Source organism: Achromobacter sp. SIMBA_011, from assembly GCF_046535435.1.
Lineage (GTDB): Bacteria > Pseudomonadota > Gammaproteobacteria > Burkholderiales > Burkholderiaceae_B > Achromobacter > Achromobacter dolens.
In genome coordinates this window covers 214,967-229,570 of record NZ_JAWRWN010000009.1, presented here as the reverse complement: position 1 = coordinate 229,570, position 14,604 = coordinate 214,967, and the positions used below count along the sequence as shown (strand labels likewise).

Genomic DNA, 14,604 nt, shown 5'->3' with positions numbered 1-14,604 from the left:
GCCCCTCGTCCGCGAGGGGCTTCTTGCTTCTGGCCGGTGCGCCCGGCCGCCCTGCCTTAAGATTGCGCCATTGCTGGCCGTACTAATGCCGTCATGAAAGAAGAACCGAGTTCCGCCGACGCCTCCGACCTGCCCCCGGCCATCCGGCGCGCGCTTGCAGTCGCCGCCGACCGCAAGACCGGCACGATCAACGATGTGCGGCACGTCGTCATCCTGATGCAGGAGAATCGTTCCTTCGACCACTATTTCGGCGCCCTGCCAGGCGTGCGCGGCTTTGCCGACCCGTATCCCGCGCCGACACTGGCCGGCGACGTGCTGACCCAGGCCGACGGCGCCCAGCGGCTGCGTCCCTATGCGCTGCAGGGCGAGTACGCCAGCGACACGCCGGTGGGCTACATCACCCCGCATACCTGGGACGACGCCCAGCGCGCCTGGAACGACGGCCGCATGGATCAATGGCTGGCGGCCAAGAGCCGCCTCGGCCTGGGCGCCTACCGTCCCGCCGAGGTGCCTTTCCAGACGGCGCTGGCCAATGCCTTCACGCTGTGCGACGCCTACCATTGCTCGATCCAGGCCGGCACCAATCCGAACCGGCTGTTCCTGTGGACCGGCACCAACGATCCGCTGGGACGCGCGGGCGGTCCGGCATTGGTCAACACCTTCGACCGCCTCGGGCCGGCCGACCTGGGCTACGGCTGGACCACCTACCCGGAACGCCTGCAGGCCGCCGGCATCGACTGGCGCATCTACCAGGACATGGCGGACAACTTCCACGACAATCCGCTGGCCGGCTTTCGCCAGTTCCGCCGCCAGCACGATGCCGGCGGCGCCGACGCGCCGCTGCGCGACCGGGGCCTGTCCACCCACACCCTGGACGACCTGGCGCGCGACGTGGAACAGGGCGCGCTGCCGCAGGTCTCCTGGATCATCGCCCCCGCCGCCGACTCGGAACATCCCGAAGTCTCGTCGCCGCGCCAGGGCGGCGCCTACACCGAACGCGTGCTCGAGATCCTGGCCCGCAACCCCGAGGTCTGGAGCGGCTGTGTGTTCCTGGTCACCTACGACGAGAACGACTGTTTCTTCGATCACATGCCGCCTCCGGCCCCGCCGGCGCGCGCCCCCGACGGGCGCTCGGGCGGCCTGTCAACCATCGAGCTGGACGGCGAATACCACGACGTGCGCCACGGCCCCAGCGCCGCCACCCCGGACGATCCGCCCGCCCTGCACGGCCGCGCTTTCGGCATGGGCCCGCGCGTGCCGATGCTGGTGGTGTCGCCCTGGAGCCGCGGCGGCTGGGTCAATTCGCAGGTGTTCGACCACACCTCGGTGATCCGCTTCCTCGAAGCCCGCTTCGGCGTGGCCGAGCCCAATATCAGCGCCTGGCGCCGCGCCGTGGCCGGCGATCTGACCTCGGCCTTCGATTTCGCCGGGGACCGCGCCCTGCAACACGCCGACAGCGTGCGTCACGCCTGTGCCCTGCCCTACGCGCTGGAGACGGTGGGCCGCATGACCGCCGACAGCGAGCACTACCGCCTGACCTTCCGCAATGCCGGCACGGTCGGCGCCGTGCTGCACGTCTACGACCGGCGGGCGCTGGCGCACGCGCCGCGCCGCTACACGGTGGGCGCGGGCGCGCGGCTGGACGACGGCTGGCGCCTGGATGCCGACGGCATCTACGACCTGTGGCTGCTGGGCCCGGATGGCTTCCATCGCCACTTCCGCGGCGACCGCCGCGACGCCGGCCTGCTGGAAACGCAACTGGTGCCGGTGACCTCGGGACTGCGCCTGCGCCTCATCAACCATGGCGACGCGCACCAGCCGGTGCATATCGAATCGCGCATGGGCGACGGCTGGCGCGCCATGGCGCACGTGCAGGCCGGCGGCGCGCTCGAGTTGAAATACGCCGGCTGCGAAGGCTGGTACGACCTGGAGGTCAGCGCGCAGGGCCTGCCGCGGTTTGGCCGCCGGCTGGCCGGCCGCATCAACGCGGGCAAGTCCGGCGTGCCGGACCCGCGCCTGTGCCAGGGCGCCGACCTGCCGCTGTAGGCGCGCGCGCAAAGAAAAACCCCAAGCGCCAAGGCGGCTTGGGGTTTTTTTGCCTGACGGCGGGCGACCGGGCGGCCGCGGCGATCAGTCGTCCTGTTCGGGGGTATCTTCTTCGCCGCGCGCCAGGCGCTCGGTGTTCTTGACGCCGGTGTGGCGCACGTCGGCGCCCTTGACCATGTAGATCACGCGTTCGGACATGTTCTTGGCATGGTCGCCGATGCGTTCGAGGGCGCGGGCGATGAAGATCATGTCGATGGCGCGCGAGATGGTGCGCGGGTCTTCGATCATGTAGGTGATCAGGTGGCGCAGCGCGCCCTTCCATTCCTTGTCCACTTCCTTGTCGCTGCGCACGACGGCGGCGGCCAGGATGGGATCGAGGCGGGCGAACGCGTCCAGCGCCTGGTGCAGCATGGTGCGCACGTTCGAGGCCATGTGGCGCAGTTCGATCACCGGGATGTGGCGGACTTCCGATTCGTGGATGCGGCGCGCCACGGTGGCCACCTTCTCGGCCTCGTCGCCGGAGCGCTCCATGTCGGTCAGCATCTTCGATACGGCCATCAGCATGCGCAGGTCGATGGCGGTGGGCTGGTGGCGGGCGAGGATGCGGCTGATGCTTTCGTCGATCTCCACTTCGTGGCGATTGACTTCCTTTTCGCGCTCGCGCACCTTTTCAACCAGCGTCAGGTCGCCGCTGGCCAGCGCGTCGATGGCCTCCTGGATCATGGCCTCGACCACGCCGCCCATTTGCAAGAATTGCGAACGGACGCTTTCCAGATCAGCGTCGAACTGCTTGTTTGTATGCTCCGTCATCCGGGCTCCCTGCGTGGTTGGTCTCATTGCATTGCCCCGATATGAAAGCGTTTCAAGTATGGGCCTGCACAATCCGCAAGGTTATGACCCAAGTGTGACAGGATTATGAATCGCGGCCTGACCGCCCGCAAGGGCGGCCGGGACGCGCGATTTGCGCTCAGGCGCGGCGATCCAGGCGGCGGATGCCGTTCTGGGTGGCCAGCAGCGCCACGTCGGCGCCGGCAATGGCGAACAGGCCGCAGGTGACCACGCCCGGCAGGTTGTTGACGCGGGCTTCCAGGCCCGGCGCGTCGGTGATCGACAGCCCGGAGACGTCCAGGATGATGTTGCCATTGTCGGTCACGAAACCTTCCCGCAGGCGCGGCTGCCCGCCCATGGCCGTCATGGCGCGCGCCACCGATTCACGGGCCATCGGGATGACCTCGATCGGCAGCGGGAACTTGCCCATGACCTCGACCAGCTTGGATTCGTCCGCAATGCAGACGAATCGGTCGGCAACCGAGGCCACGATCTTTTCGCGCGTCAGCGCGCCGCCACCGCCCTTGATCATGTGCAGGTTGGCATCGATCTCGTCGGCGCCGTCCACGTAGATCGGCATCGACGCCACGTCGTTCAGGTCCAGCACTTTCAGGCCATGGCCGGCCAGGCGCGCGGCGCTGCGCTCGGAGCTGGCGACGGTGCCGCCGATACGGCCCTTGAAGCGCGCCAGGCCGTCGATGAAGAGATCGGCGGTCGAGCCGGTGCCCACGCCGATGATGACATCGGGGCCTGCGACCTGTTCAACGAGTTCCAGGGCGGCGTCTGCGGCTTGCTGCTTGAGTTCTTGCTGGGAGAGCATGGCGAAAATGCGGAAAGGTGAGTGAAGCAGGGAAATTTAGCATGCGACCGCCGCCGGCCAGGCCCGCGCCAGGATCGCGGCCACCTCGGTGCCGGCCGCCAGCTCGCCGAACACGCCGCCCGCCGCGCCCAACCGGCTGCCGACGAAACCCCGCGCCACCGGCTCGGGCGCATGCCGGATCAACAGCGCCGCCTGCCACAGGCGCGCCAGGTCGCAGGCAATGCGGCGGGCCTGGAACTCGGCCTGGCCCGAATCGGCCAGCAGCGCGCGCCACCGCGCCAGGGCCGCATCGAATTCCGGGTAGCGGCCGGCGGCGGGCGCGAATTCGCCCTCCAGCGCCGGCAGCGCCTCGGGTTCGCGTTGCAGCGCGCGCAGCACGTCCAGCGCCATGACGTTGCCCGAACCCTCCCAGATCGAATTGACCGGCGTTTCGCGGTACAGGCGCGGCATCGGGCCTTCCTCGACGTAACCGTTGCCGCCCCAGGCCTCCATGCATTCGGCCACCGCCGCGATCGCGCGCTTGCAGATCCACAGCTTGGCGGCCGGCGTGCCGACCCGCGCCAGGGCCCGCGCCCCAGGGTCGCCACGCTCGTCCACCGCGCGCGCCAGGCGCAGCGCCAGCGCCTGGGCGGCTTCCGACTCCAGCGCGAGGTCGCCCAGCACATTGCGCATCAGCGGCTGCGCCAGCAACGGCTTGCCGAAAGCCTGGCGGTGCCCGGCGTGGTGCAGCGACTGCACCAGCGCCTGGCGCAGCAGCGCGGCGCTGCCCAGCACGCAGTCGAGTCGGGTGGTGGCGGCCATCTCCAGCAGCACCGCCAGGCCGCGGCCGGGCTCGCCGACCATGACGCCCCAGGCATCCTCGAACTCGACCTCGGCGCTGGCATTGCTGTGGTTGCCCAGCTTGTCTTTCAGGCGACGGATGCGGACCGCGTTGCGCGGGCCTTCCGGAATCCAGCGCGGCACCAGAAAGCAGCTAAGACCCTCGTCGGTCTGCGCCAGCACCAGATGGGCGTCGGCCTGCGGCACCGAGAAGAACCATTTGTGGCCCACCAGCGAATAGGGACAACCGCGCCCGATGGCGCCCAGCGGCGAGGCGCGTGTCGTGACCGCGCGCAGGTCGGAGCCGCCCTGTTTCTCGGTCAGGCCCATGCCGATCAGCGCGCCGCGCTTGCCCGCCAGCGGCGCGTCGGCGCCATCGAATTCACGCGAATAGAGCGCGGGCAGCCAGTCGCCGGTGTAGTCGATCACGCCCGCCGGCTCGCGTTGCAGCAGTGGCACGGCGGCAAAGGTCATGGTGGTGGGGCACAGCGTGCCGGCCTCGACCTGGCCCTGCATCAGGTAGGCCGCGGCCCGCGCCACCTGCGCGCCCGGCACCGGCTGCGCCCAGGCACGGCTGTGCAGGCCGCGCGCCACGATGCCGCTCATCAACAACTGCCAGGCGGGATGGAAATCAACGTGGTCGACGCGATGGCCGGCCCGGTCATAGGCCTGCAGCCGCGGCGGATAGCGGTTGGCGTCGACGCCAGCAGCCAGGGTCTGGGCGCGGCCGAGCCAGGCGCCATGCGCGGCCAGGTCGCCGCTCCAGGCGCCGGCGCCCTCGCGCGCGGCGGCCTCGCGCAGCGCCGGGTCGGTGTCGAACAACGAATAGTCTTCCAGGGGCGGGACCTGGTTGAGGACGGTATGGGTCACGAACGACGGCATGCTGGTGCTCCTATTCGCTATTCATTCGTCGGCGCGCCCCCGGCTGACGACGCGCCCCGCCCCGCGCCTATCGGGCGATGGGCGCGACCCGCTGCCAGGGCCGCAGGGCCTCGACCTGGGCGGCCAGTTCCAGCAGCCAGGCCTCGCTGCCCAGCGGGCCCATGACCTGGATACCGATCGGCAGCCCGTCGGCCGACAGGCCGAACGGAATCGAAATGGCGGGCATGCCGGTCAGGTTGGCCAGCGGCGCGAACGGCGAATAGCCGATCACGCCCTTCTTGCCCAGACGGTAGGCCAGGTAGTCGGCGTTGTCCATCGCATAGCGGCCGAGCGGCGCCGGCAACTGCGCCAGCACCGGCGACAGGAACAGGTCATGGCCCTGCGTGCCTTCGCGATGCAGGAAGCGGCCGATGCGGCGCGTGATCTCGTGGCAGGTGTCGACGCAGGCCACGTACTGGGCGCCGGAAATGGCGCGGGCGTATTCGCGCGCGCCGAGCGTGGTGGGCTGCAATTCGTCGGCGGCGAGCCGGCGGTTGCGGGCGCCGACGTGGCTGTCGATGGCGTTGGCCGCGGCGCTGGCGATCAGCGGCAGCATCGGCGACAGCACTTCCTCCGACCCCACCGGCGGCGCGGCCGGAACCAGTTCGTGGCCGAGGCCGGCGAACAGGCGCGCGGCCTCATCGACCGCCGCCGCGACCTCGGGATGGATCGCCCCGCCTTCGTAGGTGGTGTTGATGTAGGCAATGCGGCGGCGCGGCGACGAGCGCGGATCGGCCGACACCCGCGCCACGATGTCGCGATACGATTCGCCCGGTCTGGCCGGCGCCGCATAGGGCGCGCCGACGTCGGCGCCAGCGCTGATATCCAGCGCCGCCGCGCAGTCGCGCACCGACAGGGTCATCATGTGTTCGGTGGCCAGCCCGCCCCAGCCCTCGCCCTTGAGCGGTCCCAGCGGCATCATGCCGCGCGAGGGCTTCAGGCCCAGCACGCCGCAGCACGAGGCCGGGATGCGGATCGAGCCGCCGCCGTCGCTGCCGTGGGCGATGCGCACCATGCCGCTGGCCAGCGCCGCGCCCGCGCCGCCGCTGGAGCCGCCGGCGCTGTGGCCGGCCTTCCATGGATTCTGGGTGGGCGCGCCGTAGACCGGGGATTCGCTGGTGGGGCTCAGGCCCAGTTCGGCGCTGGTGCTGCGGCCGAACGGGATCAGGCCGGCGCGCCGATAGCGCTTGACGATCTCGGCGTCGACGCTCCAGTCGACCTTGCCGTACAGCACCGAGCCCATGGCGCTGGGCAGGCCCAGCGCGGCGGTGCCGAGGTCCTTGAGCAGGGTTGGCACGCCCAGGAACGGACGCTCGTCCAGCAGGGCCAGCCGCTGCTGGGCGGTCAGCGCCGCCAGCTCGCCGTCCAGCGCGCGCGCCAGATCCAGGCCCAGTTCGGCCTGCACGCCGCAGGCCGCGTTGATCGCCGGATTGCGCGCCGCCACCCGCTCGAGCGCCTGCTGCATCGCGGCATGCGCCGTCGTGGCTCCCTGGGCGATATCGGCGCCCAGCGCCATCGCGTCGAAGGAAGAGGAATCAACTCGGTCAGCCGTGCCCATGCTTACGATGCTCCAGATATCGACGGCGGAATGCCGCAACGATGAGGATATCGACAGAGCGGCCGGGTCACAAGCCGGGCCGGGCGACCGGCGCGCGAATCAGGCGCCGGAACCGTGGGCAGCCTTCGTGGCCGGCGCGTCGTCCGTGGCGGCGGCCTCGTCCGCGCCCTCGTCGGCCGTGGCGCCCTCGCCGCCCAGCAGGCGCAGCGCCTCGGCCTCGGGCAAGGCCTCGACGCTCTTCAGGTTACGCAGCATGGCGCGCGTGCGCACCTCGGTCTGGCCGATCTTGCTGCTGGCGGTGTCCAGCGTTTTCTTGACGCCGGCCAGCGCGTCGCCGAACTTGCCGAACTCGGTCTTGACCGCGCGCAGCACCTGCCAGACCTCGGACGAGCGCTGCTCGATGGCCAGCGTGCGAAAGCCCATCTGCAGGCTGTTGAGCAGCGCCGCCAGGTTGCTCGGACCGGCCACGTTGATGCGCAGGTCGTGCAGGCGGTCAAGCAACCCCGGGCGCCGCAGCACTTCGGCATACAGGCTTTCGGTCGGCAGGAACATGATGGCGAAGTCGGTGGTGTGCGGCGGCGCCACGTACTTGCCGGCGATCAGCCGCGCCTGCACCTCCACCGCCTTGCCCAACGCGGCGCCGGCCGCCTTCACCCCCTCGGCGTCGGCGGCTTCCTGCGCATCCATCAGGCGCTCGTACTCTTCCTTCGGAAACTTGGCATCGATCGGCAGCCAGACCGGCGCGCCGCCATCGCCTCGCCCCGGCAGGCGGATGGCGAATTCGACTACCGCGTCGCTGCCCGGCACCGGCTTGATGTTGGCGGCGTACTGCTCGGGAGTCATGTTGTCTTCAATCAGCCGCGCCAGTTGCACCTCGCCCCAGGTGCCGCGCGACTTGACGTTGGTCAGCACCCGCTTGAGGTCGCCCACGCCGGCGGCCAGCGCCTGCATCTCGCCCAGCCCCTTGTGCACGGCCTCGAGGCGGTCGGATACCTGCTTGAAGGATTCCCCCAGGCGCTGCTCGAGCGTGGCGTGGAGCTTTTCGTCGACGGTGCGGCGCATATCGTCCAGCTTCGCACTGTTGTCATTTTGCAACGCCTGCAGGCGCTGATCGACGGTGGTTCGCACCTCCATCAGGCGTCGCTCGTTGATCTGGATCAGCCCTTGCAACTGCTCGCCGAAACCGGCGGCGAAGCGCGCCAGCGACTCGGCCGATTCGGCCCGCGCCGCCTGCGCGTCCCGCGTCAGGGCGGCGCGCAGGTCGCCGTGGGATTGGGCAAGTTCCTGGCGCAGGCCGCGGGTGGATTCGGCAAACTCGGCGCGCAGGCCGCGCTGGCTTTCCGCCATATCGGCGCGCAGGGCCCGCTCTGTGCGCTCCAGCCCCTCGAGCAGCGCGTCGAGCCGGTCATCGCGCGCCGGCCGCGACAACCATGCCGACAAGGCGATCAGGCAAGCCAGCACCGCGCCGCCGGCGGCAACCCACAGCAGAACTTCATTCGACAAAGTGGCCCCTTTTCAACGCCGCGCACCCACGCCCGGCGCGTGAAATTATAGGACTCTAATCCGCCCCCCCGTAGCCATCGGAAACGACTTCCCAGACCCATTAAAAGGCGAAAAGCAAGCAACGGCATTAAACTGTTAACAACTTACATATAACCTTAAAAACAGTTGAATACAGCTGATCTTTCCACACTCTGTCCTCCCCCGGTCGCCTTCGGCTCGGTCTTCGGTCCATTGAATCTCAATGACGAAACGCCGGTCGCGATGGGGGGGGACCGACATATCTTCCAGCATCCCCACGCGCCGTCCCTGCTGGTCAAGGTCATGGACATGCAGGCGCGTGCCGTCTATCTCGAAACCCGCCCGTTCAAGCGCTGGTACAAGCAGTACCAGCGCGAAAGCGCGTACCGCGTCTACCTGAACGAAATCACCGAATACGTCACCACCACCACGCGCCCGTCGGGCGTATGGCAAGTGCCGATGGCGCGCATCCTGGGCGTGGCCCAGACCTCGCTGGGCCTGGGCCTGCTGGTCGAAAAGATCACGGACGAAGCCGGCAACATCGCGCCCACCGTGGCCGACCTGGCGCGCCAGGGCAAGATGAACGAAACCTTGTCGGCGCAGTTGGACGAATTCATCGAGGACCTGGCCGACGCCCACGTGGTGCTGCACGACCTGTCGCCCAGCAACATCGCCTGCGGCTTGAATGCCGACGGCAAGTCGGGCCTGTTCCTGATCGACGGCTTCGGCGTACTGCCGCTGGTGCCGGTATACGCCTGGAGCAAGCGCCTGAACCGCAGGCGCATCCAGCGCAAGTATGCCGATATGCGGGCCGCCATGGCGCGGCGCGCGCGGGAAGCGGCGCTCAGGGCCGCAGGCCGCGCCGACGGCGGCGGCGCCCCCACGACCTGAATCGCGCGCTCAGGGCGCCCGCTCCAGCGGCCTGCCCTGCAGGTCTACCCAGTGATAGTCCCGCCCCGCCTGCTGCCCGCGCCGCAGGGGATTGCGGGTGCACCACGCCGCGTAGGCCGGATCGACGTAACGGTATTCCAGGTGTTCGTCGCGTCCGGCCGGAATGCCCAGACGGGTGGTGCTGATCAGGACCTGCGGCGACTCTCCCACGTCCTCGACGTACAGCGCCTCGGGATCGAAGCGCCGCGCGTCCCAGTCCGGCACCTTCAGACCCAGCGCGCGGCACAGCAACGTCTGGCCGGCGCACAGCCTGCCCGGCGGGCGTGGCCGACCCTGGGCATCGGGATTCAGGGCCTGCATGCGCGCCAGCGCGTCGGGACCGGACAGGGCGTCGACCCAGGGATAGGCGGACTTGATCAGCACGGCATTGCCGGGACCGCCGGCGCTGAAGTTGAGCGAGTCGCCGCCGCGGGCGTAATACATGTAGACCACGCCACCGTCCATGAACAGGGCGCGGCGCTTGTGGGTGTAGCCGAGCGAGGCGTGGCTGCCCTTTTCTTCCAGATAGTAGGCCTCGGTCTCGATGATGCGCGCCGACAGCCACAGGCCGTCGACGCGATGGCGCACCACCTTGCCCAGCAGTTCGCGCGCTACCTGGCGCGCATCGCGATTGAAAAAGGCATCGGGCAACGCCTTGCCGGCGCCGCGCGATGCCTTGCCGGCCCTGGCCGCCACGGGATCAGGCGAAGCGTTCGCCGTAGCGCTTTTCGCTGAAACCGACGCCGACCTCGCCATCGGGCGTCACCGCCACCGGGCGGCGCACCAGCGCCGGGAACTCGGCGATCAGCTTGGTCCACTGCGCGTCGGTGCTGGCGGTCTTGCGCTCGTCGGGCAGGTTGCGCCAGGTCATCGAGGCGCGGTTGACCAGCTTTTCCCAGCCGCCGAGCTGGCCGGCCCATTCCTTCAGGGTGGCCGCCGGCACCGGATGATCGCGATAGTCGATGAACTGGTGGTCGACGCCGTGCGCGGTCAGCCACTCGCGCGCCTTGACGCAGGTGCTGCACTTGGTCAGGCCATACAGGGTGGTTTGCTTCATTTGGGTTCGGACTCCTTGCGCCATTGCATGCGGTTGGCCAGGATGACGCAGGTGCCCACCGCCAGGATGAACAGCGTCGCCAACGCATTGATCTCGGGTTTCAGGCCCAGCCGCACGCGCGAGAAGACTTCCATCGGCAGCGTGCTGGAGCTGGGGCCGGACAGGAACGACGCCAGCACCACGTCGTCCAGCGACAGCGTGAAGGATAGCAGCCAGGCCGAGGCCAGCGCCGGCGCGATCAGCGGCAGCGTGATCTTGAAGAACACCGTGATCGGCGTGGCGCCCAGGTCCAGCGCGGCCTCTTCGAGCGAACGGTCGAGGTCGCGGATGCGGGTCTGGATCACCACCGCCACGAAGGCCATGCACAGCGTCACGTGGCCGACCCAGATGGTGAAGATGCCGTTCTCGGCCGGCCAGCCCAGGTGGCCGCGCAACTCCACGAACATCAGCAGCAGGGAGATGCCCAGCACCACTTCGGGGATCACCAGCGGCGCGCTCAGCATGCCCACGTACAGCGCGAAGCCGCGGAAACGGCCCATGCGTCCCAGCACGTAGCCGGCCCAGGTGCCGATGATGACGGCCGCGGTGGCGGTCATGGCCGCGATGCGGAACGACAGCCAGGCCGCGCGCAACAGCGCGTCGTCGTTGAACAGCGAGTGGTACCAGCGGAACGAGAAACCGGTCCAGGAAGTGACGGCGGGCGACTCATTGAACGAGAACACCATCAGGCTGATGATGGGCACGTACAGGAAGAAGTAGCCCAGCCCCAGCACCACGGCGCGCAGGGTCTTGTTGGGACCGTTCATTTGCGCCCCCCGCTGGCCAGTTCCTGCTGCTTGACCTGGTTGTACTGGAACAGCGCCAGCGGCACCAGCAACAACAGCACCATCACGCAGGTCACCGCCGAGGCCATCGGCCAGTCGGTATTGTTGAAGAACTCGTTCCACATGACGCGGCCCATCATCAGCGTGTTGGCGCCGCCCAGCATTTCGGGGATGACGTATTCGCCGACCGCCGGGATGAACACCAGCATGGCGCCGGCGATGACCCCCTGGCGCGACAGCGGCACGGTGATCTGCCAGAACGCCTGCCACGGCTTGGCGCCCAGGTCGTAGGCGGCTTCCAGCAGGCGCAGGTCCATCTTCACCAGCGTGGCGTACAGCGGCAGGATGAAGAACGGCAGGTACGCATAGACCATGCCGATGTACACGGCCAGGTCGGTGCGGTAGATCTCCAGCGGGCTGGAGATGATGCCGAGCCATTGCAGGAAGTTGTTCAAGAGGCCGTCGTTGCGCAGGATGCCGACCCAGGCGTACACGCGCAACAGCAGCGAGGTCCAGAACGGCAGGATCACGCCCAGCAGCAGCAGGTTGCGCACGCGCGGCGACGAGCGCGCGATGTAGTACGCCATGGGATAACCGATCAGCACACAGGCCAGCGTGGTGATGGCGGCGATCTTGACCGAGCTGAGGTAGGTGGCGAAATACAGGCTGTCGGTGAACAGCAGGATGTAGCCGCGCAGGTGCAGGCTGAACTGCACCGCCTCGTCCTTGAATTCGGCCAGCGAGGTGTACGGCGGAATGCCGAACTTGAGCTCGGCGAAGCTGATCTTGAACACCAGCAGGAACGGCACCAGCAGGAACAGCACCAGCCAGGCGAACGGCGGCACCACCGCCAGCGCCCGGCCCGAGGGCAGCCAGTCGCGGGGCGAGAAGCGGCTCATGACGCCAGCACCGTCGCGCTGTCGGCGTCCCAACTGACGAAGATGTCTTCGTCGATGCCCGGGGCGTCCAGTTGGGCCAGTTGCAGGCTGGGTACGCTGGCCTCGACCATGGCGCCGGAGTCCAGGCGGATCTGGTAGAGCGCGTAGCTGCCCATCCAGGCCATGTGGCTGACCATGCCGTGGGCCCAGTTGTAGTCGCCCGTCGGCTGTTCGCGCGACACCACCATGCGCTCGGGGCGGATGGAGACGTGCACGTCCATGCCCAGCGGCTCGCTGACCCCGTGGCTGACGTACAGCGGGCGGCTCAGCTCGGGACTTTCGATGGCGACGTGGTCGGGTTCATCGACCACGATGGTGCCGGTGAACATGTTGGTCGAGCCAATGAAGCTGGCGACGAAGCGCGAGTTGGGAAAGGCGTAGACATCCTGCGGCGTGCCGCACTGGACGATCTGGCCTTCGGTCATGACCGCCAGGCGATGCGCCATGGTCATGGCCTCTTCCTGGTCGTGGGTCACCATGATGCAGGTCACGCCGACCTGCTCCAGGATCTTGACCAGCTCGATCTGGGTCTTCTGGCGGATCTGCTTGTCCAGCGCCGACATCGGCTCGTCCAGCAGCAGCAGCTTGGGCCGCTTGACCAGGCTGCGCGCCAGCGCCACGCGCTGCTGCTGGCCGCCGGACAACTGATTGGGCTTGCGGCGCGAATAGCCGGCCATCTGCACCAGGTCGAGCGCCTCGAACACGCGGTCGTGGATCTCGGCGCGGTCCACGCCTTCCTGCTTCAGGCCGAAGGCCACGTTGGCCTCGACCGTCATGTGCGGGAACAGCGCGTACGACTGGAACATCATGTTGACCGGCCGCCGGTACGGCGGCACGCTGGTGATGTCCTCGCCATCGAGCAGGATCTGGCCCGAGGTGGCTTCCTCGAAACCGGCCAGCATGCGCAGCAGCGTCGACTTGCCGCTGCCGGAACTGCCCAGCAGCGCGAAGATCTCGTTGCGCTTGACCGAGAGATTGACGGAACGGACGGCGACCACGTCGCCGAAGATCTTGACCACGTCGGCGACGCGGACGAACTCGTCCGGATCGGCCGCATGCTGCGCCGAGTAACGGCTATCGCTCATGATGCTCAGCGCCCCGACTTCAGCTCGGCCCACATGCGCGTCTGCAGGCGCTGGATGTTCAAGGGCTGGGCCTTGATGACATACAGCGACTTGGAGACCTCGGGCGACGGGTAGATCATGGGGTTGTCGGCCACGTCCTTGACCACGTACTTGCGCGCCTCTTTGTTGGCGTTGGGGTAGAACATGGTGTTGGTGATGGCGGCGTGCACCTGCGGCGTCTCGATGTAGTTGATGAACGCCAGGGCCTCTTCCGGATGCGGCGCGTCCTTCGGAATGACCATCAGGTCGAACCAGGCCGGGGCGCCGCCCTTGGGAATGAAGTAGTTCACTTCATACGGCTTCTTGGCCTCCTGGGCGCGCTTGCGGGCGATCATGACGTCGCCCGAGAAGCCGTAGACCATGCACAGGTCGCCCACGGCCAGCTCGTCGATGTAGCCCGACGAGCTGAACTGGCGGATGTACGGACGGATCTGCTTGAGCACGTCCAGCGCGGCCTTGTAGTCGTCCGGGTTGGCGCTGTTGGGGTCCTTGCCCAGGTACTTGAGCACGGCCGGGAACACCTGCGCGGCCTCGTCCAGCATCGAGATGCCGCATTCCTTGAGCTTGGCGGCGTTCTCGGGCTTGAAGATCATGTCCCAGTTGGCCAGGTCGACGTTCTCGCCCATGATCTGCTTGACCTTGGTGACGTTGTAGCCCAGGCCATTGGTGCCGTAGCCCCACGGAATGGCGTATTCGTTGCCGGGATCGACCGAGGCGACCAGCGCCATGACGTCGGGATCCAGGTACTTCCAGTTGGGGATCTTGGACTTGTCCAGCTTCTGGAACAGGCCGGCCTCGATCTGGCGCGAGGCGTAATGCGTGGACGGGACAACGACGTCGTAACCCGATTTGCCGGCCAGCAGCTTGGCCTGCAGCGTGTCGTTGCTGTCGTAGACGTCGTAACGGACCTTGATGCCGGTTTCCTTCTCGAAACCCGAGATCGTGTCCGGGGCCGTGTACTCGGCCCAGTTGTAGACGTTGACGACCTTGTTCTGCGCCATCGCCGCCGACGTGGCTGCCGCGACCAGCATCGTCCCCAGCGCCCAGCGCATTCCCGCCCGTAGTTTCATTACCAGCCCCCCAGCGATATGCCGTAAGTTACAGGAGTACCAAAAGGCGGAATCATAAAGCCTTTTAGCGCTGGCCTGCCCAACTTTACCGGGAGATTTAGCGTAATTTGGCGCAATTGGGCCCGGATCAGGGCCGCGGCGCTGCCTG

At 68.1% G+C, this 14,604-nt stretch carries 13 protein-coding genes; 2 read left to right on the top strand and 11 right to left on the bottom strand.

What is annotated here, in order from left to right; translation table 11 throughout:
• Nucleotides 1-93: 93 nt before the first annotated feature.
• Complete coding sequence (locus SB816_RS25385; protein ID WP_410547690.1) at nt 94-2,046, top strand: phosphocholine-specific phospholipase C; 1,953 nt, start codon at nt 94-96, stop codon at nt 2,044-2,046.
• An 84-nt stretch (nt 2,047-2,130) separates the two neighbouring features.
• Here the strand turns inward: SB816_RS25385 and phoU are convergent, their stop codons facing one another.
• From phoU to rmuC, 5 genes are all read right to left on the bottom strand, one after another.
• Entirely contained in the window at nt 2,131-2,856 is a 726-nt protein-coding gene (gene phoU, locus SB816_RS25380; protein WP_049072639.1) for a phosphate signaling complex protein PhoU, read from the bottom strand.
• 157 nt (nt 2,857-3,013) lie between these two features.
• Nucleotides 3,014-3,694, bottom strand: a complete 681-nt coding sequence (gene rpiA, locus SB816_RS25375; protein WP_054501267.1) for a ribose-5-phosphate isomerase RpiA — start codon at nt 3,692-3,694, stop codon at nt 3,014-3,016.
• A gap of 36 nt (nt 3,695-3,730) precedes the next feature.
• Complete coding sequence (locus SB816_RS25370; RefSeq protein ID WP_410547689.1) at nt 3,731-5,395, bottom strand: isovaleryl-CoA dehydrogenase; 1,665 nt, start codon at nt 5,393-5,395, stop codon at nt 3,731-3,733.
• A gap of 67 nt (nt 5,396-5,462) precedes the next feature.
• The gene (locus SB816_RS25365; RefSeq protein ID WP_116792797.1) at nt 5,463-6,992 is read right to left on the bottom strand and encodes an amidase; all 1,530 of its coding nucleotides are present in this window, start codon (nt 6,990-6,992) and stop codon (nt 5,463-5,465) included.
• A gap of 99 nt (nt 6,993-7,091) precedes the next feature.
• Entirely contained in the window at nt 7,092-8,495 is a 1,404-nt protein-coding gene (rmuC, locus tag SB816_RS25360; protein WP_155755567.1) for a DNA recombination protein RmuC, read from the bottom strand.
• 165 nt (nt 8,496-8,660) lie between these two features.
• On the opposite strand from rmuC, the gene SB816_RS25355 reads away from it, so the two are divergent.
• Nucleotides 8,661-9,404 (top strand): PhoP regulatory network YrbL family protein, encoded by a 744-nt coding sequence (locus SB816_RS25355; RefSeq protein WP_054501269.1) that lies wholly within the window; start codon nt 8,661-8,663, stop codon nt 9,402-9,404.
• A 9-nt stretch (nt 9,405-9,413) separates the two neighbouring features.
• Here the strand turns inward: SB816_RS25355 and SB816_RS25350 are convergent, their stop codons facing one another.
• From SB816_RS25350 to SB816_RS25325, 6 genes are read right to left on the bottom strand one after another with little or no spacing between them, the layout of a single operon-like run.
• Nucleotides 9,414-10,094 (bottom strand): DNA-3-methyladenine glycosylase, encoded by a 681-nt coding sequence (locus SB816_RS25350; RefSeq protein WP_254607734.1) that lies wholly within the window; start codon nt 10,092-10,094, stop codon nt 9,414-9,416.
• A gap of 49 nt (nt 10,095-10,143) precedes the next feature.
• Nucleotides 10,144-10,500: a Spx/MgsR family RNA polymerase-binding regulatory protein gene (locus SB816_RS25345; protein ID WP_049072630.1), complete on the bottom strand. Its 357-nt coding sequence runs from the start codon at nt 10,498-10,500 to the stop codon at nt 10,144-10,146.
• On the bottom strand, nt 10,497-11,306 hold the full coding sequence (locus SB816_RS25340) for an ABC transporter permease subunit (protein ID WP_006384055.1): 810 nt from the start codon (nt 11,304-11,306) through the stop codon (nt 10,497-10,499). The genes SB816_RS25345 and SB816_RS25340 overlap by 4 nt, the downstream gene beginning before the upstream one ends.
• Complete coding sequence (locus SB816_RS25335; RefSeq protein ID WP_049072628.1) at nt 11,303-12,223, bottom strand: ABC transporter permease subunit; 921 nt, start codon at nt 12,221-12,223, stop codon at nt 11,303-11,305. Before SB816_RS25335 ends, SB816_RS25340 begins: the two co-directional genes overlap by 4 nt.
• Nucleotides 12,220-13,347 carry an ABC transporter ATP-binding protein gene (locus tag SB816_RS25330; protein ID WP_049072627.1) on the bottom strand — a complete coding sequence of 376 codons (1,128 nt, stop codon included), beginning with the start codon at nt 13,345-13,347 and terminating at the stop codon, nt 12,220-12,222. The genes SB816_RS25335 and SB816_RS25330 overlap by 4 nt, the downstream gene beginning before the upstream one ends.
• Before the next feature lie 5 nt (nt 13,348-13,352).
• The gene (locus SB816_RS25325) at nt 13,353-14,456 is read right to left on the bottom strand and encodes a polyamine ABC transporter substrate-binding protein (protein ID WP_054501271.1); all 1,104 of its coding nucleotides are present in this window, start codon (nt 14,454-14,456) and stop codon (nt 13,353-13,355) included.
• Between the last annotated feature and the right edge of the window lie 148 nt (nt 14,457-14,604).

Bases quoted from the DNA above. Each gene is read 5' to 3' on its own strand.
- SB816_RS25385 (WP_410547690.1), top strand. From the start codon at position 94: ATGAAAGAAGAACCGAGTTCCGCCGACGCCTCCGACCTGCCCCCGGCC.
- phoU (WP_049072639.1), bottom strand. From the start codon at position 2,856: ATGACGGAGCATACAAACAAGCAGTTCGACGCTGATCTGGAAAGCGTC.
- rpiA (WP_054501267.1), bottom strand. From the start codon at position 3,694: ATGCTCTCCCAGCAAGAACTCAAGCAGCAAGCCGCAGACGCCGCCCTG.
- SB816_RS25370 (WP_410547689.1), bottom strand. From the start codon at position 5,395: ATGCCGTCGTTCGTGACCCATACCGTCCTCAACCAGGTCCCGCCCCTG.
- SB816_RS25365 (WP_116792797.1), bottom strand. From the start codon at position 6,992: ATGGGCACGGCTGACCGAGTTGATTCCTCTTCCTTCGACGCGATGGCG.
- SB816_RS25345 (WP_049072630.1), bottom strand. From the start codon at position 10,500: ATGAAGCAAACCACCCTGTATGGCCTGACCAAGTGCAGCACCTGCGTC.
- SB816_RS25340 (WP_006384055.1), bottom strand. From the start codon at position 11,306: ATGAACGGTCCCAACAAGACCCTGCGCGCCGTGGTGCTGGGGCTGGGC.
- SB816_RS25335 (WP_049072628.1), bottom strand. From the start codon at position 12,223: ATGAGCCGCTTCTCGCCCCGCGACTGGCTGCCCTCGGGCCGGGCGCTG.
- SB816_RS25330 (WP_049072627.1), bottom strand. From the start codon at position 13,347: ATGAGCGATAGCCGTTACTCGGCGCAGCATGCGGCCGATCCGGACGAG.
- SB816_RS25325 (WP_054501271.1), bottom strand. From the start codon at position 14,456: ATGAAACTACGGGCGGGAATGCGCTGGGCGCTGGGGACGATGCTGGTC.